We start from the raw sequence: 24,741 nt of genomic DNA on the forward strand, positions 1-24,741 counted from the left end.
TGCTCAGCGGCGCTGCACGGCCAGGTGTGTGTGCTTGAGCGTGCCGGGTAAGCCGGCTGGTGTTTCCGAGCGGTCCGGTTCCGTGCTGGCCGGAACAGGAGGCGGTGCAGTTCGGGACTGGCGGTGACGGCTCGGGGTGAGCCGTCGGTTCAGCGCTGGTGCGGGACCAGGGGCCGGGCCGGTGCGGCGACGGAGTCGCAACCGCCGGGGGCTGAGGTGGTCGTGGCCGCTTCCGATTCCGTGAGCGGGCGGTGCCGGCAGCCGGGGGTCCTGCCGTGGGCCTCGGCGCGGATGCGCTGCTTCATCGTGGGAGGCAGTGATCTGGCGTAGGACCACGCCCACTGTGGCATCGCCGGCACCGTCAGCTGCATCGTGTTGCGGTCACCGTCGTCGCTGCCGCTCTTGCGTGTCGTCTCGGTGTGCGGTACGGCCGCGGCGGCGGTGGTCGTGACGAATCCGAGCGCCGTGAACAGCGCGAGGAAGGCGGTGACGATGCTGGTCCACAGGTTCATGACCTTGTTCCTGGTCATGGCCCCTCACTTTCGGGTTGGGCGATTTGCGTACTTTCCTCATGATGTGTATGGGGGCCGCGAAGTCATGGACCGACGCCCGTGGCGCGTCGATCTTCAGATGAACACCACTCGGATGGGCGTAAGAGGCCTGGAAAGTCAGGGAAAGTGCGGTAGGTGAGGGGAAGGGGGTGAAAGCTACCGTCTGTCGGGGTGTGATCACCCTCCGATCGGAGCGGTGCAATCCGCTTCTACTGCGCTGTTCCGGACGGCAGTTGAGCTCTGACGCAGGTCACCGATCGATATCGGTCGGTGTGTATAGTCGGGCGCCAGAGGTCCCCTACGTCAAGGAAAGACGAGGTCGCGCGGTGAAGAAGCTTCTCCTGGTCGCACTGGCCGCCATCGGCGGGCTCCTCGTGTACCGCCAGATCCAGGCGGATCGCGCCGAGCAGGATCTGTGGACGGAGGCGACTGACTCCGTGCCCACGGGTTCGTGAGCCATCACATCGGAGACTGAAGCAGACCCCGGCCGCCATCGCGGTCGGGGTTTTGTGTGCCCGGGGCAGGGCGGGGCGGGGGCCGGGGGCGGTCGAGGGCCGGAGTTCGGCGGCGTGAGGGCCGGAGATTGGGGGCGCGCGGCTCCGTAGGCGCCGCGTGCGGGAGTGGCGCGCCGGGGAGAGGCTGAGCAGCGGCTGAGTGCCGCGGAGAGACTGAGCGCGGGCTGACGAGTGTCGCGGTCAGGCTGCGGAGTGCTGTTGGCGCCGAGTTGCGGGAGCGGATCGGATGCCTTAGAGCCGGGTGTTTCGGACGGTCGTAGGGATTGCGCGGGTGACGCGCGGCCGGGCTGGGCAGGATGGGCGACGTCCATGGTCCGGTGACGACAGGGGTGGCGCGTGATGGGGCGGCGTACGGCGCGGTGGCGCCGCGGGATGGTGCGGCGCGGTCATTCCTCGCGCTCGGCACGCGCGCGTGCCGCATTCGCGGTCGGGGCGCTGCTGCTGGGTACGACGGCTGCCCTGCCGGCCCAGCCCGCAGTCGCGGCCGGAACGCCCGGCCCCTACGCCTTCGCACCGGACGCCCGCTCCGTCAGGGCCTCGACGACCACCACGGACGCCGCGCTCCTCACGCCCGGCTCGACGTATCGGAGCTCCCTGCCAAGCACCGGTGAGAGCTACTACAGCCTCGACCTCGACGCCACCTCTGACGTGTACATCTCCGTGACCGCCATCCCCCCTCCCGGCAGCACGGTCGAGGCGAGCGACGGGATCAAGGTGTCCGTGGAGGACGCCGACGGTAGTCGCTGCTCGCTCAAAACCGAGAAATTCGGCGTCGTCCACAGTGCCCGACCGATCACCGAGTGGGGGGTGCGCGAGGCCTCCTCGAATCGATCGCGCTGCAAGAAGGCCGGCACCCACTACGTGACGGTACAGCGCGTCGGCAGGGCGGACTCCGCGCCGGAAGCCTGGGACCTCGAGCTCTTCGCCACGTCGGAGCCCTCCCTGGAGCAGGTCGTCGCGACCAGCGCCCCCGAGGCCTGGAACTCCGCCTCTCCGGCCCCCCTCACCGACGAGGACGTGCCCCGCGAAGGCGGCTCCGGTTTCACCTCGGCGGTATCCGTCGGGCAGGGTGCCTGGAGTGCCGACATCACGCCCGGCCGAACGCTCTTCTACAAGGTGCCGCTCGACTGGGGCCGACAGGTGTACGCCACCGCCGAACTGGGCGGCTCGAGCGGCGGCGGCTCCGCGGGCTACGCCCTGAACCTCGCGCTCTACAACCCCGCGCGCGGCTTCGTCGACGACGTGAGCGCCACCTACAACGGCCGACGGACGACCGCTGAACTCGATCCCCTACCGCCGGTCGCGTACGAGAACCGGTACGCCCTGCCCGAACGGTTCAGCGGCATGCGGTTCGCCGGGTCCTACTACCTCGTGGTCCATCTCGCCGCCGGGGTGGCCGAGAGGTTCGGAGACGGACCGTTCGGGCTGACTCTGCGCGTGCAGATCGGGGGTGAGGAGACGACCGGTCCCGGTTATGCGGGGCAGTCCGAGCCCAGAGGCGTCTTCCAGGTCGGGGCGAGCGATCGGAAGGTGGTCTCGGGGCACGGTTCCGGGGGCGGCGGTGACGCCGCGATGACCGTGCTCGCGGTAAGCGGGATCGGAGGGGGGACTCTGGTGCTGGTGGTGCTGGGGGTGTGGGCCGTGGTGGCTCGGCGGAGGGTCGGGGCCTGGTAAGGCTGGTGAGGGCCGTGGGAGGGGGGCGCTGCGCGCGGCGTCGCCTCCCGACCTGCGGGTCGGCGGTTGCGGGCTCGTGCCATTGAGGACGGCGGAGCCGGGCGCCCGCATGGCCCCTGCCGTTCGATCCGCTCGGCGAGTCGGAGGTTCCCGGCGCGGCCGTGCTCGCGGCGGGTCAGGCGGATGACGTGGTTCGCCGACTCGTGCCTTCCGGCATTTCAGCGAGGTCAGATCTGGGCCAGCGCCCAGAACCCCACGGCGTAGCAGGCCAGCGCAAGCAGCAGGAGTGGTACCGCGACCTTGGCGGGTGGGCCGGGGCGGCGTGTGAGCCCTTGGGCGGTGCGGCGGGCGGCGCGATGGCTGCCTCGGCGGCGGGGCTGCGGAATTGGGGGCGCCGAGGTTGGAACCTGCGGGCTCTGAGCGGTGTACGAAGCAGTAGAGGCATCGACGAGTTGGTGTGGCGTCGGCGTCGGCGTCGAGGGCTCGGCCGGGTACTGCGGTGCGTGCGGAGGAGGGGAGGAGAGGACGTGCGTGGGGTCGTAGGGGGAGATGTGGGGTGCGGAGTGGTGCCGTATGTCCGCCTGGGCCTGGGACTGGGCCTGGGACTGGGCGTGATCCTGGCTCTGGCCCTGGGCTCGGGCTTGGCCTTGCGCTTCGTCTGGCTGTCTCGGGCTGTGTGCTCGCGGGGGGAGCGGTGCCTGCGTCGCCGGGCGCGGCGGTGGCGGGGACGTGTGAGTCTGCGGAGTGGAGCCGGTGGCCTGAGGCGGTGGCAGATGGAAGCTGCCGGTGTCCGACATGGCGAGCGGGCCGCTGCTGTCACCGGACCGCGAGGGGACGGACGGCTCCTGGACGGAGGGCGGGTGCCTCGGCGGCTGTGGCTGTGGCTGGGGCCCCGGCAGGGGCGTGTGCGGAGCGAGCCCGGACTGGGACCCCGTGACGTCGGCGGCCGGGATCGGCCCGGCGACACCCTGACGCGGATCGCTCGGTGCGGTGCCGGCGGTCCCGAGGTCTGTCGGCACGGAGCCAGTGCCGGTCTGTCCGGAGTTTGCGCTCCTCGCCACGGATCCGGAAGCACTCGCTTCGGGGCCGTGGGTGCTCGCCACGGAGCCATGAGCGTTCGGCACGGGGCCATGGGGGCCCGCCACGGAGCCTTGAGCGTTGGCCATGGACCTATGGACGCCCGCCACGGAGCCATGGCTGCTCGGCAGGGAGCCAGAAGCGCTCGATGCGGACCCGGTGACTTCAGAGTTGCCTGCCGAGCCCGCCCCGAACTGCCGGGACCCGCCCCTGCCCCCTTCGACCCCTGGAGCCGGATTGAGCGGGCCGTTCGGACCGTACCCCGGTGGCAGTGGGCCGAGTTGGTCGAAGATCTCGATCAGCTCGTCGTCGGGGCCCGGTTCCGGCAGAAGCTCGGCGGCCGAGGCGAGAGCCTTGCGCGCACCCGTGGCCGTGCGGAACCGCGCATGCGGATCCGGCTGCAGCAGCGAGGCCACGACCTGCCACAGAGGTTCGGGAATTCCCTTGGGCGCACTGGGAGTTCCGTGCTCGGCGAAGTACAGGACGAGCGCCTTGGCGTCAGGCTTGGCGCCCTCCAGCAGATACAGCGCGACCAGTCCTACGGCGAACAGGTCGGCCGGGAAGTCCGGCTCCGCGCCCATGAGTTGCTCGGGTGCGAGGTAACCGGGCGTTCCCACCACGAGGTTGGTCTCGGTCAGGCGGGGCTCGCCCAGCCGCATGGCGATACCGAAGTCGGACAGCCGCAGTCGAGGGCGGGCTGTTCCGGTGGCCTCCAGGAGGAGGTTGGCGGGCTTGATGTCGCGGTGGACGACGCCCTCCTCGTGCACCGCGGCGAGTCCCGCGAGGAGCTGGTCGAGGAGCGTGCAGACGAAGGAGGGCGGCAAGGGGCCGTAGTCCCCGATGAGATGGACCAGCGAACCACCGGCCACCAGGTCCATGGTGAACAGGACCTTGTCGTCGTCGGCGGCCCAGCTGGCGGGCGCGAGCACATGGGGGTGATCGATCCGGAGGGCCTGTTCGCGGACGAACCGCAGCAGCGAGTGCGCGTCGCTCTGCTGGAGCACCTTGGCGGCCACGTACCGGCGCCGACGGTGGTCCCAGGCACGCCAGACGGCGCCGACGCCTCCGCGTCCGATCGGGTCGACCAGCTCGTACCGGCCGGCGAAGACCTCACCCATGGCTGTGCGTCGCTCCTCCCCCTTCGGTTACCCCCCTTGCTTCCCCCTGTGAGCGATACGACTCCCCCTCGCCGCACTCCTTCACCCCCGACGGACTCCCCGTCGGACTCCCTCATGGGACTCCCCCTTGCCGGAATCCCCCGTATCCGGCTCCCTTGTCACGGACTCCCCGGCCCGACCCTCCTCGCTGAGCCACACGCCCCCGTCGTGCAGCTCACCGCGAACGCGTCGGCCGGACGCCGTGGGACCTCGCCGCTGAACCGCACGACCCCCTCGTGCCGCCCAGGACGCGGACCGCCGGCCCGGCTGCCGAACCCCCTTCGGCGACCGGGGCCTTGGGGTCAGTTCTGGTGGGATTGGTAGTGCGAGACTGCGTCGGAGGTGCGGCCGGCGCCGTACACCCGGAGGAACTCTGCCAGTTCCGGGTGGCTGGGGGCGAGGGTGTCCGCGGCCTCGATGATGTCCCCGGCGGCCGCCACCGAGCGCAGCAGGGACTGGATCTCTCGGACCACCCGCTTGACCGTGGGCGCCCCCGAACTGCTCGTCGTCTGCGTGGTGTTGCTGAGCACCGAGCCCCCCTGCGACTTCTTGATCTCCTCCATGCGCTCGGTGGCCTCGGCCGCGCTCACGCTGCCGTCCGCGACCTGCCCCGCCAGGTCCTGCAGCAGCTGTACCCGCTGGACCACGGCGGGATTGCCGATCTTCGCCCGCTGGCCGCTCATCAGCTGCGACAGCATCGGTGCGGACAGTCCCAGTACCCCCGCGAGACGAGCCTGGTTGAGACCAAGATCGTCGATGAGCTTACGGAAGAGCGCCCCCAGTGGCTCCCCGTACCAGTTCCGCTGCAGTTCCCGCGCTCTTGCGGTGGCTTCCTGCTGTGCGGCGTCCATTGCGTCTCCCCATCGCTTCCCCAAAAACTTGGGTTCGCTGTAGCGAACCACGCCGAGCATCTTACGGAGAGTGGTCGCTTACCGGGACCCCCAATCCTTTTGCGGGATACGGGGGGCGACCGGGTACTCTGGTCTGGGCGCCCGGCGATGTGTGGTTTCCTTTGGTCGGACGTTCCTTTTTTCGGGGCCTTAGCTCAGTTGGTAGAGCGCTGTCTTTGCATGGCAGATGTCAGGGGTTCGACTCCCCTAGGCTCCACTCACCCAGCCCCTTGACCTACGCCGGACGCAGGTCAGGGGGTTTTCTGGTTGCCGTTCGAGCAGGGAAAGTTGGCCAGGAGAGCCGGGGCGCGTCGAACGCTCGGGTGGCCACGGAGCCGGATCGGTACGGGCCTGAGGCTGCCGTCGGCGCGGAGGCCGGTGCCCGACAGGTGGTGCAAGGTCGCCGCCGAGAGGGCCCGGGGCTGGACGGCGGTGTGGGCCGGGGCGTCCATCTCATGGCGCTCGGTGGCGGGGGCGCCGAGCACTCACGCCCGATGGCCGGTCCGCCCGCGACGATCATCCCCCTGCGTGCCATGCGCTGGCGGAGTTCACTCACCGCCTTGCGTATCTGGTGGGCGGCTGCCCTCGGCGGCTCCTCGTTCCCCCCGGCGATGTTCCACGTGAAACATGGCCGTGGGGCGGAAGACCTCAAGTCGTCCGCCCCACGGCCGAGTTCACCTTCCGGTCGGCGCCGGCCTCACATCACTGGCCCTCGTCGCGACGGGCCGCCTCCTCCTCGGCTTCCTTCGCCTGGACCTCGGGATCGAGGACGGACTGGCCGCTGCCGTCCACCGAAGCGAGACGGCCCGACTCGGGTACCTCGGTCGCGGCGGGAGGCTCGACCAGCCAGTCCGGATTGGCCTGCTTGTCCCACCACTTCCAGGCCGCGAAGGCAGCGCCCGCGAGGGCACCGAACACAGCCAGCGCCTTCGCGGTGCGACCGGCCTTGGCGCGCCTGTCGTGCCTGCGGGCCAGCTTCTGGATCTCCTTCGGCGAGACCTGGCCGCGCAGCGCGGCCAACGCGGCGGCACCGCGCGCGGCGGCCTCGTCCCTGACGGGCACCGCCACGGCCACAGCCTGTTCGATCCTCGGCCTGGAGTAGTCGGCGGCCTGCCGGGCTGCCTTTCGTGTACGTGCGGCGGCCTCATGGGCGGCGTGGTCGACCTTCGACGGCACATGCGCACGGGCTTGCTCCAGACGCGGCGCGACATGCGCGCCGTACTGCAGAAGTGCCTGCGCGCGGGCCTGCTCGGTGGCCTGCGACACCTTGGGCGCGATTCGTACGCGTGCCTCATGCGCGTATTGCGCGGCCCTGTCCTTGGCGGTGTCGGCGTAGGGCGCCACCACTTCCGCGGCGTGCAGCACGCTGTCCTTCGCCGAGCCGGTCGCGGCGCGCACGCTGTCAATGCGGGTCACGGGATCCTCCTCCTCGGTGGCGTACGGTTTTCGACTTTCCACCCTTTTACGGATCATGCCTGTCAGGACGCTCTGCGGCATGCGAGGGCGGGCATATGGGTGCCGATGGAGCTGATCAAGTGCAATAGCGGATTAATGAGGGTCAAGGCGGGCTTGTCGTCGACAATGCCACGGTTCGCCGCTTCGCGCCCCCGCCACGGGCCTTCTCGACCGGTTTTCTGCAAGCGATCGCCACGGTTGCGGGCCGGTGAACGAGTGCCGGGCGACGGATGCCGCCGTCCATGCGAGGATCAGGGGGTCACAGGAAGACAACGGAAGGCAGATCGTGGCTGAGCAGCTCTACGCCACCCTGAAGACCAACCACGGCGACATCGAGGTCCGGCTCCTCCCGAACCACGCGCCGATCACGGTCAAGAACTTCGTCGAGCTCGCCAAGGGCGAGCGTGAGTGGACGAACCCCGCCACCGGAGAGAAGTCCACGGCCAAGCTCTACGACGGCACGGTCTTCCACCGGGTCATCAGCGGCTTCATGATCCAGGGCGGTGACCCGCTGGGCAACGGCACCGGCGGTCCCGGCTACCAGTTCCAGGACGAGTTCCACCCGGACCTCTCCTTCGACAAGCCGTACCTGCTGGCCATGGCCAACGCCGGGCCGGGCACCAACGGCTCGCAGTTCTTCATCACGGTCTCCCCGACCACCTGGCTGAACCGCAAGCACACCATCTTCGGTGAGGTCACCGACGCGGCCAGCCAGAAGGTCGTGGACGGCATCGCGACCACCCAGACCAACCCGCGCACCGACCGTCCGGTCAAGGACGTCGTCATCGAGTCGGTCGTCATCGAGACCCGCGAAGGCTGAGTCCGACACCTCCCTCGGGGAACCATCCGACAGCTCCCACAGGGAACCAAACGCCCCGCTCATCCGTATGGAAGAGCGGGGCGATGCATGTGGACGTGCACCGCGTACAACGACCTAGGGGATCTCATGGACCAGCCGGCCGGCAGCTCGCAGGACGCCCAGAGCCTGCCCGTCTGCTACCGACACCCGGGCCGCGAGACCGGCATCCGCTGCACTCGCTGCGAACGCCCGATCTGCCCCGACTGCATGGTCAGCGCCTCCGTCGGCTTCCAGTGCCCCGACTGCGTCCGCGGCGGCTCCGGCACCGGACACGCCCCTGACGCTGCCCGGCCCCGCACGATCGCCGGCGGCACCATCACCGCCGACCCCCGTCTGCTCACCAAGATCCTCATCGGCATCAACCTCGCGGTGTTCATCGCCGTCCAGACCAGCACCGCTCTGCTCAACGACCTGGTCCTCCTCGGCGCCTGGCCGCCCGCCCCCTTCAACCCCACCGAAGGTGTCGCCGGCGGCGAGTGGTACCGCCTGGTGACCTCGATGTTCACCCACGAGGCCATCTGGCACATCGCCTTCAACATGCTCAGCCTGTGGTGGCTCGGCGGCCCTCTGGAAGCCGCCCTGGGCCGCGCCCGCTACCTCGCGCTCTACCTCTGCTCCGGCCTCGCGGGCAGCGCACTGGCCTATCTGCTGGCCTCCCCGACCACGGCCACGCTCGGTGCCTCCGGTGCCATCTTCGGCCTCTTCGGCGCCACCGCGGTCCTCATGCGCCGCCTCAACTACGACATGCGGCCGATCATCGCGCTGCTGGTGATCAACCTGATCTTCACCTTCAGCCCGGGATTCAACATCTCCTGGCAGGCCCACATCGGCGGCCTCGTCGCCGGCGTGGTCATCGGCTACGCCATGGTCCACGCACCGCGTCAGCGGCGGGCACTGATCCAGTACGGCACATGCGCGCTGGTCCTGGCCGTGATCGTCCTGGCGACCGTTCTGAGAACGCTGCAGCTCACCTGAGCAGAACGGTTGTCCACAGAGGGTGGCCAATCTTGTGCATAGTGTGCGCGAACAACTGTGCCCCCTGTCACTGACCTGCATTTCCGCAGGTCAGGCAGGGGGCGAACGCCCGTCCGGATCCGTGGTGTGTCAGTCGTATCGGCGTCAACGCCCGAGGGGTTATCCACAGATCGTCGTTCTTTTCCCCAGGTCCTCTGTGGATACTTTTGCGATCTGTGGATAACTCAGCGGATAGCCGTGGGTAGAGCTGAGTTCACCGAGAAGCGGCCGCTACTTCCACTGCGTGGAGACGCCGAATCCGGCGGCGATGAAGCCGAAACCCACCACGATGTTCCAGTTGCCCAGCGCGTCGATGGGCAGCGAACCGTCGGTCACGTAGAAGACGACGATCCAGGCCAGGCCGATGATGAACATGGCCAGCATCACGGGTGCGACCCAGGCGCGGCTGTTCAGCTTGATGGAGGCCGCCTGCTTCGACGGCGGTGGCGTGTAGTCGGCCTTCTTGCGGATACGTGACTTCGGCACGAGGGTCTCTCCTGTCGATGCGCTGCGTGGCCGCGCAGGGAACTGGGGCTGGCTCCGGGGCAGCGTACAAGGGGACTCTGATTGCTCCCCCGGGCGTCCGTTAGCGTAGTGCTTCCGCGGCGCCGAAGGAGATAAGGGTACGTTGAGCAATTCTGCCGACTCCCCCGGGACGGGATCCAGTCCTGTCCGTGGCCGCTTCCGGCCGGTGCGGGTGCTCACCGCGGCCGTCTTCGCTCTCGCGGGGCTGATTTTCTTCACGAGTTTCAATACGGCCAAAGGCACCGATATCCGCACGGACGCATCGTTGCTGAAGCTCTCGGACCTGATCCAGGAGCGCAGTCACGAGAACGGCCGGCTCAATGAGTCCAACGCCGCCCTGCGTGACGACGTGGAGGCGCTGGCGGAACGGGACGACGGCAGCACCAAGGCCGAGGACGACAAGCTGGCGGAGCTGGAGCGGAGCGCGGGCACGCAGAAGGTGACCGGCGAGGCGATCACGGTCACGCTCAACGACGCCCCGCCGGACGCCACCGCCAAGCTGCCCGGGTATCCGGAGCCGCAGCCCGACTACCTGGTCATTCACCAGCAGGATCTGCAGGCCGTGGTCAATGCCCTGTGGCAGAGCGGCGCCAAGGGCATCAAGGTCATGGACCAGCGGCTGATCTCCACGAGCGCGGTGCGCTGCGTGGGCAACACGCTGATCCTTCAGGGCCGGGTCTACTCACCGCCGTACAAGATCACGGCGGTCGGTGATCCGGAGAAGATGCAGCAGGCGCTCGCGGCCTCGCCGGCGATCCAGAACTACATGGTGTACGTCAATGTGTACGGCCTCGGCTGGAAAGTCACCGAGGACGGGACGGTGACTCTGCCGGGCTACTCGGGCACAGTGGATCTGCAGTACGCCAAGCCCGTGGAGTGAGCCCTCTCTGGAGCTGCCGGTGCGCGTCGTCGTCAGGACCGTCAGCGAACTGTGCATCACCGCCGGCACCGTGATCGTCCTTTTCGTCGTCTACGTACTGTTCTGGACCGGTGTGAAGGCCGACAACGTCATGGACGACCAGATCGATCGGTTGGAGGAGCGGTGGGCGCAGGGGGCGGTTCGCCCGACGGCTGCGGCTCCCGGCGATACGGCGAGCCCGGGCGCGGCCACGAGTCCCCCCGAGCCCGCCCCGTACACCGCGGACGAGCCCTTCGCGATCATGTACATCCCGCGCCTTGGTTTCACGTGGAACAAGCCGGTTCTCGAAGGCACCGCCACCAACACCCTCAAGAAGGGCCTCGGCCACTACGCGAACACCGCTCAGCTCGGTCAGAAGGGCAACTTCTCGGTGGCCGGCCATCGGCGTACGTACGGCGATCCCTTCAAGGATTTCCCGAAGCTGCGTCCCGGGGACGCCGTGGTCCTCACCGACGGGACGACCTGGTTCACGTATCGGATCGACAAAGGGCCCTACAAAACACTGCCCACGGACATTGAGGTGATCGACCCTGTGCCCCGTAAGTCGGGGTACACCCGTGAGGGCCGCTATCTGACCCTGACCACGTGTGATCCGGAGTGGGGACACAGCCACCGGCTGATCGTGTGGGCCCATCTGGACTCCACACAGCCTGTGGAGGCCGGGAAACCGGAGGCGTTGCGCCGTTAGTCTGTTGGCTGTACGGCGTGAGTCTGGTGCCGTGGTGCGACGGAAGGGACGGCATGTACGGCTGGATCTGGCGGCATCTGCCGGGGAACGCGTGGGTGAGGGCGCTGATTTCACTCGCCTTGGTCGTGGCCGTGGTCTACGTCCTTTTCCAGTACGTCTTCCCGTGGGCAGAGCCGCTGCTTCCCTTCGGCGATGTGACGGTGGAGGGCCAGTGAGCGCGCGCATTCTCGTCGTGGACAACTACGACAGCTTCGTCTTCAACCTGGTGCAGTACCTGTACCAGCTGGGCGCCGAGTGCGAGGTGCTGCGCAACGACGAGGTGTCGACGGCACACGCCCAGGACGGCTTCGACGGCGTGCTGCTGTCGCCGGGTCCGGGAACGCCGGAGGAGGCCGGGGTCTGCATCGAGATGGTGCGCCACTGCGCCTCGACCGGGGTGCCGGTCTTCGGTGTCTGTCTCGGCATGCAGTCGATGCAGGTGGCGTACGGCGGAGTCGTCGACCGCGCGCCGGAGCTGCTGCACGGCAAGACCTCGCCGGTCGAGCACGAGGGCAAGGGCGTCTTCGCGGGGCTGCCCTCGCCGTTCACGGCGACGCGCTACCACTCGCTGGCGGCGGAGCCGGGGACGGTCCCTGCCGAGCTCGAGGTCACCGCCCGCACGCACGACGGGATCATCATGGGTCTCAGGCACCGTGAACTCCCGGTCGAGGGCGTGCAGTTCCACCCCGAGTCGGTGCTGACCGAGCACGGTCATCTGATGCTGGCCAACTGGCTGGTGGAGTGCGGTGACCAGGGCGCGGTGGCGAGGTCGGCGGGGCTCGCCCCGGTGGTGGGCAGGGCCACGGCGTGACCGCGCTGCGCCCCGAGCGCGAGTCCGGCGCCGCTTACGGGGAGTCCTTCACGGACTCCTACGGCGACGCCGGCGACCAGGGCACCTCGTACGGGCAGCAGCCGTACGGGGCGTCCGGTGCGCTCGGGGAGTGGCAGGGCGGGGAGGGCTACGTCGCTCAGGGCCAGGGTGCCGGGGGATACGGCGCCGGGGGGTATGGCGCCGACGGTTACGGCAGCGAGGGCTACGCGGCAGAGAGCTACGGAGCTGACAGCTACGAAGCTGACAGATATGGCACCGGCGACCTCGGTGGCGAGGCGGCTGCCACGCCCCAAGAGCCGTACACGGAGCCGTACATACCGCCGCCGGACGACGAGACCGTGGCACTGCGGATAGCGGAGCCGCCCGCAGGCGAGTCCATAACGGCCTCTGCAGCCTCTTCCGCCGCATCAGCCACCAGAACCCCGACAGGCGGCCGCGCGGCCCGCAGAAAGGCCGCCAAGCGGCGTCACGGGCGTCATGGAGGCACGCGGCAGGAGTCGGAGGCCGCCGAGGGCGGTTCTGAGGCCGCGCGGGCGCCGCTGTCGCGGGTGGAGGCGCGCAGACAGGCCCGGGCGCGCCGGCCCAGCCCGGGGGTGCTCGCCAGCCGGGCGATCGGTGAGGTGTTCATCACCACCGGCGTGCTGATGCTGCTGTTCGTGAGCTACCAGCTGTGGTGGACGAACGTCCGGGCACACGCGCAGGCGGACAAGGAGGCGAGCAGCCTCCAGGACGACTGGGCGAGCGGCAAACGCAACCCGGGAACCTTCGCGCCGGGGCAGGGCTTCGCCATCCTGCACATCCCGAAGCTGGACGTGGTCGTCCCGATCGCGGAGGGCGTCAGCAACAAGAAGGTGCTCGACCGCGGCATGGTCGGTCACTACGGCGAGGGCAGGCTGAAGACGGCGATGCCGGACGCCAAGACCGGCAACTTCGGCCTCGCCGGACATCGCAACACACACGGCGAACCGTTCCGGTACATCAACCGGCTCGCCCAGGGCGACGCGATCGTCGTCGAGACGCAGGACAAGTACTACGTGTACAAGATGGCGTCGATCCTGCCGGTGACCTCGCCGAAAAACGTGAGCGTGCTGGACCCGATTCCCCGGGACGCCGGATTCACCGCGCCGGGCCGCTACATCACACTCACCACGTGTACTCCGGAGTTCACCAGCAAGTACCGGTTGATCGTCTGGGGCAAGATGGTCGAGGAACGGCCGCGCAGCAAGGGCAAGCCGGATGCGCTCGTCAGTTAAGGGCAGATGAACGTGGCAGCGACCACCGACGACACCGAGCACGCGGAGCGCACCGTCGCGTCCCCGTCCCCGCGCAGGCCGGCACGCCGCCGTATGGGCCGGATCGCGATGGCGGTCAGCGTCTTCGGCGAACTCCTGATCACGGCGGGCCTGGTGCTCGGCCTGTTCGTCGTCTACTCCCTGTGGTGGACGAACGTGATCGCCGACCGGGAGGCGGCCAAACAGGCTGACAAGGTCCGCGACATCTGGGCGCACGAGGACGGCGGATCCGACCGTCCCGCCGAGTTCGACTCCAAGAACGGCATCGGCTTCCTGCACGTGCCCGCGATGGGCGACGAGGACATCCTGGTCGAGAAGGGCACGACGGCGAAGATCCTCAACGACGGCGTCGCCGGCTACTACACCGACCCGGTCAAGGCGACCCTGCCGACGTCGGGCAAGAAGGGCAACTTCTCCCTCGCCGCACACCGCGACGGCCACGGCGCCGAGTTCCACAACATCCACAAGATCGAGAAGGGCGACCCGATCGTCTTCGAGACGAAGGACAAGTGGTACGTCTACAAGGTCTACGCCGTCCTTCCCGAGACCTCGAAGTACAACGTCAAGGTCCTCTCCGCCGTCCCGAAGGAGTCGGGCAAGACCAAGGCGGGCCACTACATCACGCTGACTACCTGCACGCCGATCTACACGAGCCGGTACCGGTACATCGTGTGGGGCGAGCTGGAGCGGGTGGAGAAGGTGGACGAGGAGCGGACGCCGCCGGAGGAACTGCGCGGCTGACAGAGGTTCTTCGAGCACCTCGCGCGGTCTACGGCGGTGATACCGCTGTCGGTGGCGATGCTCAGTGCGTCAGGGGTGAAGGGGCACGTCGCCACGGAGAGAGCCGAACCTCTTGCACTGGGCGACGAGGCGCCGTCCGTCGGCCGTGAGCACGATGACGTCGATACCCCGGTCGCCGGGACCTCCCTGCACGACGACATCCGTGCAGCGCGCTGGACGCCTGCGCAGGGCGCGATCAGCTCCCTGCGGTGCTCGCCCGACGTTTCGATCAAGGCGTTGAACACGGGGACGACCGCTTTGCCGAGGATGTGGGTGATGCGTTGGGCGATGCGGTCATCGAGGGAGACGACGTCGGTGGATGCCGGGTTTTCCACAGGCTGTGTGTGTGCCAAGTACTCCATGTCGAGGAGGTAGGTCCGTACATGATGAGCGACCGTGCTGATCTGCGACGGGTGCGGGCCACTACATGAGTGAGCCCCGGCGCCCTGCTCAGGGCACCGGGGCTCACTCATGTGCGTTGGGTCAGTCCTCCGTGCGGGCCGACGTCCCGGTCACGCCGCCGAAGATCTGGCCGTCGTCGCCACCGCCGCCGTTGCCGTTGCCGCCCTGGTCGACGGCGATCAGGTTGACCGCGGTGCCCTGGGCCACCTGGGTGTTCGGCTGAGGATCCTGGGCGAGGACCACGGCGTTGTCGTCCTGGGAACCCTGGACGTTGCCCACCGTCAGGCCGGCGCCCTCGATGGCCTTCCTGGCGTCCTTCAGGGACAGCTGGGTCACGCTCGGCACCGGCACCTGCTGCTGCGCGGCCGCCTTGCCGATCCGGATCTCCACCTGCGAGTTCTGGGGGACCTGGGAGCCGATCGCCGGGTTGGTGTCGATGACCTTGCCGACCAGGTTGGGGTCCTGGGTCTCCACCTCGACGCAGGAGCCGACCAGGTTGTTGGCCGACATCTGGGCCTTCGCCTCGTCACAGGACTTGCCCTGGACGGCCGGAACCGTGGACTGTTCCTTCTCCTTGGCGACGGTGAGGGTGATCGTCGAGCCCTTCTCCTGCTCGGTGCCCCCCTCGGGGTCCTGGTTGATGACCACGCCCGGAGTCCGGTCGGACTCCTCGGTCTTCTGCTCGACCACGAAGCCCTTCTCCTCGAGGTCGGACTTGGCCTCCTGGTATTGCGCGCCCTCCACGTCCGGAACGGTGACCTTCGGGGCGCCGGTCGACACCACGACGTTGACGGTGGAGTTCTTCTTGACCTTCGTCCCGGAGTCCGGGTTCTGCGAGCAGATCTGGCCCGCGGGCTTGTTCTCGCAGGGTTCCTTCTTGGAGGTCAGCGAGAGGTCGCTGTTGGCCGCCTCTTTCTTGGCCTCGGGCAGCGTCTTGCCGATGAAGTTCGGCACAGGCACCGTGTCGTTGGCCACCCCATCGCCGTCGAACACCCACTTGCCGATCAGCACCGCACCCACGAGAACCAGCACCGCCGCGAGGACCAGCAGGATCGTCGAGGTGTTGGACTTCTTCTGGCGGCGCCGGTCCGGGCGGTCGTCGTAGCCGTAGCCGCCGTCGTCGGGGTTCATGGGCGGCAGCATCGACGTGGCGCCGGCGTCCGTGGCGCGCAGGGCCGTGGTCGGCTGGTCGTCGGGGTAGCCGCCGTAGCCCACCGATCCCATCGCGGCCGTGGCGGCGACGGGCTGGCCGTCGAGGCAGGCCTCGATGTCGGCGCGCATCTCGTCGGCCGACTGATAGCGGTAGTTGGGGTCCTTGACCAGTGCCTTCAGGACGATGGCGTCCATCTCCGGCGTGATCTCGGGGTCGAAGACGGACGGGGCCTGAGCCTCTTCGCGTACGTGCTGGTAGGCGACGGCCACGGGGGAGTCGCCCACGAAGGGGGGCCTCACCGTCAGGAGCTCGTACAGCAGGCAGCCGGTGGAATACAGATCCGACCGGGCATCCACCTGCTCGCCCTTCGCCTGCTCCGGCGAGAGGTACTGGGCGGTGCCGATGACGGCCGCGGTCTGGGTCATCGTCATGCCGGAGTCGCCCATGGCGCGGGCGATGCCGAAGTCCATCACCTTGACCTGGCCGTTGCGCGTCAGCATGACGTTGGCCGGCTTGATGTCGCGGTGGACGATGCCGCTGCGGTGGGCGTACTCCAGGCCCTGGAGGATGCCGATGGTCATCTCCATGGCGCGCTCCGGCAGCAGCTTGCGGCCGGAGTGGAGCAGCTCGCGGAGCGTCGAGCCGTCCACGTACTCCATGACGATGTACGGGATCGACACGTTGTCGATGTAGTCCTCGCCCGTGTCGTAGACCGCGACGATCGCGGGATGGTTGAGCGAGGCGGCCGACTGGGCCTCCCGGCGGAACCGGGCCTGGAAGGACGGGTCGCGCGCGAGGTCCGCGCGCAGCGTCTTCACCGCCACGGTGCGGCCGAGGCGGGTGTCATGCGCGAGGTAGACCTCCGCCATGCCACCACGACCGAGCACCTGGCCCAGTTCGTACCGGCCGCCGAGGCGACGCGGCTCTTCCATAAGCTACCTACCAGCCCTCTCCGTCGGTCCCGACCTCACCCTTGTGGGTGCGTCGGTGTGCCGTCCGGGCATACCGTACCCGGCTCATCTTGTGTGACCTGGCCAAGCCCGTAACCCGATACAGGACCGGTATCGCAACGTGCACCGATGTGAAGGGGACGTGAGCGGGGTCACTTCTCGCTGTTGATGACCGCCTCCATGACGCTCTTGGCGATGGGGGCCGCGAGACCGCCACCGGAGATGTCGTCGCGGACCGCGTTCTCGTCCTCGATCACCACGGCCACGGCGACCGGCGAGCTGCCGTCCTCGGCCTTGGCGTAGGAGATGAACCACGCGTAGGGGTTCTCGCTGTTGTCCACGCCGTGCTGGGCGGTACCGGTCTTTCCGCCCACCTTGACGCCGTCGATCCGTGCCTTCTTGCCGGTGCCGTCCTCGACGACCGTCTCCATCATCGACTGCAGGATCTGCGCGTTCTCCGCCGACAGCGGCTTGCTCAGCTCCTCGGGTTCGGTCTTCTCGAGCGGGTCGAGGTTGTGCGTCTGGACCGAGTCGACCATGTACGGCTTCATCAGCGTGCCGTCGTTGGCGACGGCCGAGGCGACCATGGCCATCTGCAGCGGGGTGGCCGCGGTGTTGAACTGGCCGATGGAGGACAGCGCGACCTCGGAGGGCGCCATGTCCTCGGAGAAGACCGACGCGCTGGTGCGGACCGGGGTGAACTGCTCCTCGGTGAAGCCGAACTTCTTGGCCTCGTCCAGCATCTTGTCATTGCCGAGGTCGGAGCCGATCTTGCCGAAGACGGTGTTGCAGGACCACTGCAGGGCGACCCGGAGGGTGGCGTTCTTGCAGGGGATGTTGCCCTCGTTCTTCAGCACGGTCGTGGTGCCGGGCATGGTCCACGGCAGCGGCGTCTTGGTGGCCGCGTCCGCGTCCGTGTACAGCCCGTTCTCCAGCGCCGCGGCCGCGGTGACGACCTTGAAGGTCGAGCCGGGTGGGTAGACCTCGCGCAGCGCCCGGTTGAGCATCGGGTCGTCGGGGTTGTTCTTCTTCTGGAGCTTGTCCCAGGCCTCTTCGTCGGAGGTGCTGCCTCCGGCGATCGTCGACGGGTCGTACGACGGGAAGGACGCCAGCGCCAGGATCTTGCCGGTGGACGGCTCGATGGCGGCGACGGCACCCTTGCCGCCCTGGTTCTTCAGGCCCTGGTAGGCGGCCTTCTGCGCGGCGGCGTTGAGGGTGGTGACGACGTTGCCGCCCTGCTTCTTCTTGCCCGTGATCATGTCGAGGGTGTTGCGGAAGAAGAGCCGGTCGTCAGTGCCGCTGAGGATGCCGTCGTTGATGGACTCCAGCTGGTTGGCGCCGTAGGCCTGCGAGACGAAGCCGGTGACGGGCGCCCACATCGCGCCGTCCTTGTACGTCCGCTTGTACTTGAAGTCGCCCGACGTCTCCGTGTACCCGGTGATCGGGTCGCCGCCGACGATGATGTCGCCGCGGGGCACGGCGTAGCGGGCGATCAGGACGCGGCGGTTCTTGGGGTCGTCCTTGAGGCTGTCCGCCTTGACGTACTGCAGCCAGTTGTCCCGGATGAGCAGGGTGAGCATCAGGATGCCGCAGAAGATCGCGATCCGGCGCAGGGGCTTGTTCATGACGGGCGGACCACCTGGGTCATCTCGGCGTCGGGGTTCGGAGCGGGGGCGGGCGCCGGACGGCGGGCGGTGTCGCTGATGCGCATCAGGATGCCGATGAGGGCCCAGTTGGCGAGCACCGAGGAGCCGCCGTAGGCCAGGAACGGCATGGTCATACCGGTCAGCGGGATGAGGCCCATGACACCGCCGGCCACGACGAAGACCTGGAGGGCGAAGGCGCCGGACAGGCCGACGGCGAGCAGCTTGCCGAACGGGTCGCGGGCGGCAAGTGCGGTGCGCACGCCGCGTTCCACGATGAGCGCGTACAGCAGCAGGAGCGCCATGACGCCGGCCAGGCCGAGCTCCTCGCCGAAGGTGGCGAGGATGAAGTCGGAGTTGGCGGCGAAGCGGATGAGTTCGGAGTGGCCCTGGCCCCAGCCCGTGCCGAGGGTGCCGCCGGAGCCGAAGGCCCACAGGGCCTGCATGGCCTGCTCGGAGTGGCCGATCACACCCTGCTGGCTGAGCGTGTACTCGCGCATCGGGTCGAGCCAGGCGTCGACGCGCTGCTGGATGTGCGGTTCGAAGGAGGCCACGCCGACGGCGCCGACCGCGGACATCAGCAGACCGAAGACGATCCAGCTGGTCCGCTCGGTGGCGACGTACAGCATGATGACGAACATTCCGAAGAACAGCAGCGACGTACCGAGGTCGGTCTCGAAGACGAGGATGAGGATCGAGATCGCCCAGACGACGAGGATCGGCCCGAGGTCGCGGCCGCGCGGCAGGTACAGGCCCATGAAGCGGCGGCTGGCGAGGGCCAGGGCGTCGCGCTTGACCATCAGGTAGCCGGCGAAGAACACCGCCAGGACGATTTTCGCGAACTCACCGGGCTGGACGGAGCCGAGGCCGGGGACGCGGATCCAGATCTTGGCGCCGAAGACGTCGGCTCCGAGTCCGGGCACCAGTGGCAGCAGGAGCAGCACCAGGGCGACGAACATCGAGATGTACGTGTAGCGCTGCAGGACGCGGTGGTCCTTGAGGAAGATCAGTACGACGACGAACAGCGCGATGCCGAGCGCCGTGTAGAGCAGTTGTCGGGGCGCGGCCGTGATGTAGGTGGGCAGCGACTGCAGCAGCTTCGACTGGTCCAGCCGCCAGATCGCGACCAGTCCGAGCCCGTTCAGCAGCGTCGCCAGCGGCAGCAGCAGCGGGTCCGCGTACGGGGCGAACTTCCGTACGACGAGATGGCCGATGCCGGCGAGGAGGCCGAGGCCTATTCCGTAGCTGAGGAGGCCGGCCGGCACCTCGTCGTTGATCGCCAGGCCCACGTTGGCGTAGGCGAACACCGGAATGACAACCGCGAACACCAGCAGCGCGAGTTCGGTGTTGCGCCGGCTCGGCGCGCCGATCGCGCCGATCGTGGACGTGTGGTGGGTCGGCGAGTTCGTAGTACTGCTCATCGTGTGACGGGGCCTCTCACGGCTTGCCTACTGCGTGCCGCAGTTCGTGACGACCTTCTGCTCTTCCTCCGAGAGAGTCGGGCCGGGGCTTGGCGTCGCAGTCGGGGTCGGGGAGGTGGAGGAGGACGGGGGCGGGGTCTGGGACTGGGACGCCGATGGGTTCGGCGTCGGTGTCGCCTTTGACGTAAGGGAGGAACGTGTGGTTCCCGTGGTGCCTCCGGCCTCGCCTTCGCCGGTCCCGGAGTTCTTGTCGCTCTCGGCGGACTGCTGCGCGGACCGCTTCTTGCACGCGGAGGCCTGCACGGCGAGTTCGTCGATCTTCTTCTGGGCGTCCTTCAGGCCGCCCTCGGCGATGGTCGCCTCGACCGACTTCTGCCAGACCGGCGGCAGGTACTTGAGTTCGATCTCGGGGTGGTCCTTCTCCACCTCCGACAGCGAGACCCAGGCCAGGTCCTGGCTGATGCCCCGGTAGAGGGCGACGTGGTCGCCGTTGGTGCCGACGTAGTACTGCGTCTGCGTCCACTTCCAGCCGCCGTACAGGCCGCCGCCGATCACACCGAGCGCGAGGGCGATGTAGAAGGATCTCTTCAGCCACTTGCGGCCCTTGCGGGGCTTGACGAAGTCGTCGTCGGTGTAGTCGCCGAAGCTGCCCGCCGGGATGTAGCCGGTGGTGTCGCCGGAGCCGGGCGGGCCGAACTCGCCGCCCCCGCCACCCTGTCCGGGGAACTGGCGGCCGAGCCCGGAGGCACGGCCCGCCGGGGTCTGCATGATGCCGTTGTCGTGCAGCTGGGCCTGGTTCTCGGCGACGGCGCCGACCACGACCGGGGTGTCGGACAGCTGCCCGGCGAGGGTGTCGTTGGTGTCCAGGTCGAGGACGTCGGCGACGATCACGGTGATGTTGTCGGGGCCGCCGCCGCGCAGCGCGAGCTGGATGAGCTCCTGGACGGTCTCCTGGGGGCCCTGGTAGCTGGCGAGGGTGTCCTCCAGCGTCTGGTGGGACACCACCCCGGACAGGCCGTCGGAGCAGATCAGGTACCGGTCGCCGGCGCGGACCTCACGGATGGACAGGTCGGGCTCGACATGGTCGCCGCTGCCCAGCGCGCGCATCAGCAGGGCGCGCTGCGGGTGGGTGGTGGCTTCTTCCTCGGTGATACGGCCCTCGTCGACGAGGCGCTGCACCCAGGTGTGGTCCTGCGTGATCTGGGTGAGGACGCCGTCGCGCAGCAGGTAGGCGCGGGAGTCGCCGACGTGGACCAGGCCGAGGCGCTGTCCGGTCCAGAGCAGGGCGGTGAGCGTGGTGCCCATGCCTTCGAGCTGGGGGTCCTCCTCGACCATCGAGCGCAGCTGGTCGTTGGCGCGCTGGACGGCGGTGCCGAGAGAGGTGAGGACGTCGGAGCCGGGGATGTCGTCGTCGAGGGCGACGATGGTGGAGATCGCCTCGGAGGAGGCGACCTCGCCCGCTGCCGCGCCGCCCATGCCGTCGGCGATGGCGAGCAGGCGGGGTCCGGCGTATCCGGAGTCCTCGTTGCCCTCGCGAATCATGCCTTTGTGCGATCCGGCGGCGAAGCGCAGTGACAGACTCATGCGCACCTCGCCCGTCGGCTCCGGGTACATCCGCACGGTGCCCACCCTCCGGTCGGGAGCGCGCCGGGGCCCGTGGTGTGGGCCGCCGCTGCGTGCTCGCTCCGCTCGCTCATTGTCGTACTACTTCCGCAGCTCGATGACGGTCTTGCCGATGCGGATCGGCGCGCCCAGCGGAATCGGTGTGGGGGTCGTCAGCCGCATTCGGTCGAGGTACGTGCCGTTGGTGGAACCAAGGTCCTCGACGATCCACTGGCCGTCGCGGTCCGGGTAGATCCTGGCATGCCGGCTGGAGGCGTAGTCGTCGTCCAGCACGATCGTGCTGTCGTGTGCCCGGCCCAGGGTGATGGTCTGCCCCTGCAGTGCGACGGTGGTGCCGGTGAGGGTGCCCTCGGACACGACCAGCTTGGTGGGGGCGTTACGGCGCTGGCGGCCGCCGCCCTGCTGGCCGCGCTGCTGCGGAGGCGCCGCCTGACGTGCGGTCTGCTGCGGCCGGGCGGCCTCGCGGCGCGAGCCGCGCTGAGTGACGCGCGTACCGAACAGGTCGCTGCGGATGACCTGCACGGCCACGATCACGAACAGCCACAGGACGGCCAGGAAACCCAGCCGCATGACCGTGAGGGTCAGCTCTGACATTGCCCCCGCTTCACCCTTCGGCTTGCCTATAGATAACGGTGGTGCTGCCCACGACGATCCGCGAGCCGTCGCGGAGCGTAGCGCGGGTGGTGTGCTGCCCGTCCACCACGATGCCGTTGGTGGACCCGAGATCCTGGATCGTCGAGGGCGTTCCGGTCCGGATCTCGCAGTGCCGGCGGGAGACGCCGGGGTCGTCGATCCGCACGTCGGCCTCGGTGCTGCGGCCCAGCACCAGCGTCGCGCGGGAGATCTGATGGCGGGTGCCGTTGATCTCGATCCAGTAGCGGGTGCGACCGCCGGCCGCGGGCGCGGCGGGAGGACGCTGGCCGCCCGCGGGCTGCGGGTAGCCGTAACCGCCGGGGCGGCCGCCGGGGGGCGGCGCGGCCGGCATGGGCGGGGCGCCCGCGGGTGCGGCGGCCGGCGGGTAGCCGTAGCCTCCCGGGGCAGCGCCGGGCCGCCCGGCCGGGGCGGCGGGTGCGGGAGCCTGCCGGCCACCGCCCTGCTGGTCGGTGGAGCCGGCGAGCGTACGGGAGCGCACGCGGTACAGGCCGGTGTCGAGGTCGTCGGCCTTCTCCAGGTTGACCTTGATCGGGCCCATGAAGGTGTAGCGCTGCTGCTTGGCGTAGTCGCGGACCATGCCGGCGAGCTCGTCGCCGAGCTGGCCGGAGTAGGGGCTCAGCCGCTCGTGGTCCGGTGCGCTCAGCTCCACGATGAAGTCGTTGGGGACGACCGTGCGGTCGCGGTTCCAGATCGTGGCGTTGTTGTCGCACTCGCGCTGGAGCGCTCCCGCGATCTCCACGGGCTGGACCTCGGACTTGAACACCTTCGCGAAGGTGCCGTTGACCAGACCTTCGAGACGCTGCTCGAACTTCTTCAGGACTCCCATGAGGCACCTCCTCCGTCGTTGCCTTCGTCCTGTGTCCCGCCGGGCGGGCACTGCCTTACCTGGTACTGCTTACTGATCGTATCCACGCGCCGGTAAATCGGCTGGTTCCCCCTGTCGGCACGGTCGACGGGTGTCGACGCCCTCGAAGTTCCCTTCGGAGCTCCCCTTCGAACTCCTCACGGACACAGTCTTGCCATGGATCGTAGAGGCGGCCGCAAACCAGTGTCCCGCACCTGACTGTGGACCCCGACCGGCTCCTGGGGAGATGAGCGGTACCGGTACGAGGTTGATACGTGAACAGGTTCTCGTTGATACGGAGCGGAGGCCGCCGCGGGTCGCCGTGTGCGCGGGGTGGGTACCCGGGCGGTTCCGGCCGGACCGGCGGGCGTCGGCCGGGCCGGCAGGCCGGGTCTGTCGTGGTGGCTGGCGACGGTGCTGGTGGGCGGCGGCGGGGCGGTCGGGCGGCGGCTGCCTGGGGATAAGGGATGTGAACCCACCCTGCACGGCGTGCTAATGTTCTGGATGTCGGAAGGCGCCGGACCGCAAGGGAAGGGCCCGAGGGCACACCCAATGCGCGGGTGGCGGAATAGGCAGACGCGCTGGATTCAGGTTCCAGTGCCCGCAAGGGCGTGGGGGTTCAACTCCCCCCTCGCGCACTCTGAGAAGCCGATGAAACGGGTCTCTGCAGGTGACGGAAGTCACCGCAGGGGCCCGTTTCTCGTTTCCATGATCGCTGTGAGGCATCACACAGCTTGAGCAGGGCATACGGCAGGCCCCGACGCGTGAGCTATCTCACGGGTGGGGTCTGTCTCGGTGGTGCTTGAGCGCCAGAAGCAGAGTGGGGTCGGTGGCGGCCGGCAGGCAGCAGCCCCGACGCCGGTGCCGGCGGCGGGGTCGGTGCGGTTGGTGCGGCCGAAGAAGGCATGGCTGGTGCCGGTCTAGTTGCGCATCAGGCCGACGTGCTGCTCGGTGACGAAGACGTGGGACCCGTTGTCCATGCCGTTCGCGATGCGGTCGGCGATGGGGCGGAATCGGGAGGCCTCGGTGATGGCGATGATGTAGCGCAGCATGCCGCGTGCCTGGGTGGTGCGGTCGGTTCCGCGGGTGCCGAGGTCGCTGAGGCTGTTCTCCAGGCTGGGCTCGCTCAGGTCGAGGGCGGTCAGCGACTGGTGGGCGACGCGGGCGAGGGCGTCGTAGTCCTGCTTGCCGAGGAACCAGTTGTCGTGGGTGGCGTCTTCCTTGCCGGGGATGTCGGAGGCGAGGTTGAGGACGACGTCGTGCGGGGTGTCCCTGGAGAAGAACCGTACGACGCAGAAGTCGCTGAGCCGTACGACCGCGTGCACGGTGGGGGTGTGGTTGCCGCTGCTGATCGCGATGTCGGCGAAACCCTGGGCTTTTGTGTGGTCGGTCGAGGTTTCGGCGAGGTGGTGCAGCTGGTCGAGCATGGTCAGATAGGCGCCCGAGCCGTGGGTGATGTTCCAGCGGAGTTGTGGGAAGTCGACGTTTTTGTTGCCGGCGGCGGTCTCGGTTTCCCTGGGCGCCAGCATGATCACCAGGAATCCGAGCAGGATCGACAGGGCGACCGCGACGAGGACGCTGGTGGGCATGGTGGCTCCGGTTGTTCGACGTGCAGTGATGTCACGACCGACGTTCACAGCCGGGAGGTTGTTTGGCAGGCCCCTTCTGCTGCCGCGGACAATTCCGGAGGATCGAATTCCACGTTACGTGTCCGGACGTAAGGCGCGCGGGAGCGACAGGTCGCGGAGCGATGGCGGCGACGGCCAGGCCACGGACGTGTGAAA

22 protein-coding genes and 2 tRNA genes are annotated in these 24,741 nt (G+C 68.7%); 12 read left to right on the top strand and 12 right to left on the bottom strand.

Annotation, left to right across the window (positions count from 1 at the left end; genetic code table 11):
* Positions 1 to 149: 149 nt before the first annotated feature.
* Complete coding sequence (locus ACIBAG_RS11225; protein ID WP_399103561.1) at positions 150 to 530, bottom strand: DUF6344 domain-containing protein; 381 nt, start codon at positions 528 to 530, stop codon at positions 150 to 152.
* A gap of 347 nt (positions 531 to 877) precedes the next feature.
* Between ACIBAG_RS11225 and ACIBAG_RS11230 the strand changes: the two genes are divergently transcribed.
* Complete coding sequence (locus tag ACIBAG_RS11230; protein WP_003999697.1) at positions 878 to 1,006, top strand: DLW-39 family protein; 129 nt, start codon at positions 878 to 880, stop codon at positions 1,004 to 1,006.
* A gap of 399 nt (positions 1,007 to 1,405) precedes the next feature.
* A complete protein-coding gene (locus ACIBAG_RS11235) occupies positions 1,406 to 2,740 on the top strand; it encodes a hypothetical protein (RefSeq protein WP_399103566.1) in 1,335 nt (444 codons plus the stop codon).
* Positions 2,741 to 2,967: 227 nt separating this feature from the next.
* Here the strand turns inward: ACIBAG_RS11235 and ACIBAG_RS11240 are convergent, their stop codons facing one another.
* Positions 2,968 to 4,935: a protein kinase gene (locus ACIBAG_RS11240; RefSeq protein WP_399103568.1), complete on the bottom strand. Its 1,968-nt coding sequence runs from the start codon at positions 4,933 to 4,935 to the stop codon at positions 2,968 to 2,970.
* Positions 4,936 to 5,276: 341 nt separating this feature from the next.
* Positions 5,277 to 5,825 carry a helix-turn-helix domain-containing protein gene (locus tag ACIBAG_RS11245; protein WP_399103570.1) on the bottom strand — a complete coding sequence of 183 codons (549 nt, stop codon included), beginning with the start codon at positions 5,823 to 5,825 and terminating at the stop codon, positions 5,277 to 5,279.
* Between the two features lie 183 nt (positions 5,826 to 6,008).
* On the opposite strand from ACIBAG_RS11245, the gene ACIBAG_RS11250 reads away from it, so the two are divergent.
* Positions 6,009 to 6,081: transfer RNA gene (locus ACIBAG_RS11250), tRNA-Ala, on the top strand.
* A 485-nt stretch (positions 6,082 to 6,566) separates the two neighbouring features.
* Here the strand turns inward: ACIBAG_RS11250 and ACIBAG_RS11255 are convergent.
* Positions 6,567 to 7,280, bottom strand: a complete 714-nt coding sequence (locus tag ACIBAG_RS11255) for a DUF5324 family protein (RefSeq protein ID WP_399103572.1) — start codon at positions 7,278 to 7,280, stop codon at positions 6,567 to 6,569.
* Positions 7,281 to 7,605: 325 nt separating this feature from the next.
* On the opposite strand from ACIBAG_RS11255, the gene ACIBAG_RS11260 reads away from it, so the two are divergent.
* The gene (locus ACIBAG_RS11260; RefSeq protein WP_399103574.1) at positions 7,606 to 8,139 is read left to right on the top strand and encodes a peptidylprolyl isomerase; all 534 of its coding nucleotides are present in this window, start codon (positions 7,606 to 7,608) and stop codon (positions 8,137 to 8,139) included.
* A gap of 126 nt (positions 8,140 to 8,265) precedes the next feature.
* Positions 8,266 to 9,153, top strand: a complete 888-nt coding sequence (locus ACIBAG_RS11265) for a rhomboid family intramembrane serine protease (RefSeq protein WP_399103576.1) — start codon at positions 8,266 to 8,268, stop codon at positions 9,151 to 9,153.
* Positions 9,154 to 9,423: 270 nt separating this feature from the next.
* On the opposite strand, the gene crgA is transcribed toward ACIBAG_RS11265, so the two are convergent.
* Complete coding sequence (gene crgA / locus ACIBAG_RS11270) at positions 9,424 to 9,678, bottom strand: cell division protein CrgA (protein ID WP_399103578.1); 255 nt, start codon at positions 9,676 to 9,678, stop codon at positions 9,424 to 9,426.
* Between the two features lie 142 nt (positions 9,679 to 9,820).
* Here crgA and ACIBAG_RS11275 point away from each other — a divergent pair, with 142 nt between their 5' ends.
* Genes ACIBAG_RS11275 through ACIBAG_RS11300 form a run of 6 tightly spaced genes read left to right on the top strand, consistent with a single transcriptional unit; the run spans position 9,821 to position 14,228 of the window.
* Positions 9,821 to 10,597, top strand: a complete 777-nt coding sequence (locus tag ACIBAG_RS11275; protein ID WP_399103580.1) for a DUF881 domain-containing protein — start codon at positions 9,821 to 9,823, stop codon at positions 10,595 to 10,597.
* Positions 10,598 to 10,616: 19 nt separating this feature from the next.
* On the top strand, positions 10,617 to 11,324 hold the full coding sequence (locus tag ACIBAG_RS11280; RefSeq protein ID WP_399103582.1) for a class E sortase: 708 nt from the start codon (positions 10,617 to 10,619) through the stop codon (positions 11,322 to 11,324).
* A 17-nt stretch (positions 11,325 to 11,341) separates the two neighbouring features.
* Positions 11,342 to 11,539, top strand: a complete 198-nt coding sequence (locus ACIBAG_RS11285) for a hypothetical protein (protein ID WP_167348327.1) — start codon at positions 11,342 to 11,344, stop codon at positions 11,537 to 11,539.
* On the top strand, positions 11,536 to 12,174 hold the full coding sequence (locus ACIBAG_RS11290; protein ID WP_399103584.1) for an aminodeoxychorismate/anthranilate synthase component II: 639 nt from the start codon (positions 11,536 to 11,538) through the stop codon (positions 12,172 to 12,174). The genes ACIBAG_RS11285 and ACIBAG_RS11290 overlap by 4 nt, the downstream gene beginning before the upstream one ends.
* The gene (locus ACIBAG_RS11295; RefSeq protein ID WP_399103586.1) at positions 12,171 to 13,448 is read left to right on the top strand and encodes a class E sortase; all 1,278 of its coding nucleotides are present in this window, start codon (positions 12,171 to 12,173) and stop codon (positions 13,446 to 13,448) included. The genes ACIBAG_RS11290 and ACIBAG_RS11295 overlap by 4 nt, the downstream gene beginning before the upstream one ends.
* A gap of 12 nt (positions 13,449 to 13,460) precedes the next feature.
* The gene (locus ACIBAG_RS11300) at positions 13,461 to 14,228 is read left to right on the top strand and encodes a class E sortase (protein WP_399103588.1); all 768 of its coding nucleotides are present in this window, start codon (positions 13,461 to 13,463) and stop codon (positions 14,226 to 14,228) included.
* A 522-nt stretch (positions 14,229 to 14,750) separates the two neighbouring features.
* Here ACIBAG_RS11300 and pknB read toward each other — a convergent pair.
* From pknB to ACIBAG_RS11330, 6 genes are all read right to left on the bottom strand, one after another.
* On the bottom strand, positions 14,751 to 16,754 hold the full coding sequence (gene pknB, locus ACIBAG_RS11305; protein WP_399103590.1) for a Stk1 family PASTA domain-containing Ser/Thr kinase: 2,004 nt from the start codon (positions 16,752 to 16,754) through the stop codon (positions 14,751 to 14,753).
* A gap of 170 nt (positions 16,755 to 16,924) precedes the next feature.
* Positions 16,925 to 18,397, bottom strand: coding sequence for a peptidoglycan D,D-transpeptidase FtsI family protein (locus ACIBAG_RS11310; protein WP_399103592.1), 1,473 nt, complete (start codon positions 18,395 to 18,397; stop codon positions 16,925 to 16,927).
* Positions 18,394 to 19,836 carry an FtsW/RodA/SpoVE family cell cycle protein gene (locus tag ACIBAG_RS11315; RefSeq protein WP_399103594.1) on the bottom strand — a complete coding sequence of 481 codons (1,443 nt, stop codon included), beginning with the start codon at positions 19,834 to 19,836 and terminating at the stop codon, positions 18,394 to 18,396. The genes ACIBAG_RS11310 and ACIBAG_RS11315 overlap by 4 nt, the downstream gene beginning before the upstream one ends.
* A 27-nt stretch (positions 19,837 to 19,863) precedes the next feature.
* The gene (locus tag ACIBAG_RS11320) at positions 19,864 to 21,450 is read right to left on the bottom strand and encodes a Stp1/IreP family PP2C-type Ser/Thr phosphatase (protein ID WP_399104491.1); all 1,587 of its coding nucleotides are present in this window, start codon (positions 21,448 to 21,450) and stop codon (positions 19,864 to 19,866) included.
* 90 nt (positions 21,451 to 21,540) lie between these two features.
* Positions 21,541 to 22,053, bottom strand: a complete 513-nt coding sequence (locus tag ACIBAG_RS11325; RefSeq protein WP_399103597.1) for an FHA domain-containing protein — start codon at positions 22,051 to 22,053, stop codon at positions 21,541 to 21,543.
* A 10-nt stretch (positions 22,054 to 22,063) separates the two neighbouring features.
* On the bottom strand, positions 22,064 to 22,939 hold the full coding sequence (locus tag ACIBAG_RS11330; protein WP_399103599.1) for an FhaA domain-containing protein: 876 nt from the start codon (positions 22,937 to 22,939) through the stop codon (positions 22,064 to 22,066).
* Between the two features lie 572 nt (positions 22,940 to 23,511).
* Here ACIBAG_RS11330 and ACIBAG_RS11335 point away from each other — a divergent pair.
* Positions 23,512 to 23,595, top strand: a tRNA-Leu gene (locus tag ACIBAG_RS11335).
* 282 nt (positions 23,596 to 23,877) lie between these two features.
* Here ACIBAG_RS11335 and ACIBAG_RS11340 read toward each other — a convergent pair.
* Entirely contained in the window at positions 23,878 to 24,546 is a 669-nt protein-coding gene (locus ACIBAG_RS11340; RefSeq protein ID WP_399103601.1) for a ribosome-inactivating family protein, read from the bottom strand.
* Positions 24,547 to 24,741 lie beyond the last annotated feature (195 nt).

Origin of the sequence: Streptomyces sp. NPDC051243, from assembly GCF_044455405.1 — a bacterium.
In the GTDB taxonomy this organism is placed as follows: domain Bacteria; phylum Actinomycetota; class Actinomycetes; order Streptomycetales; family Streptomycetaceae; genus Streptomyces.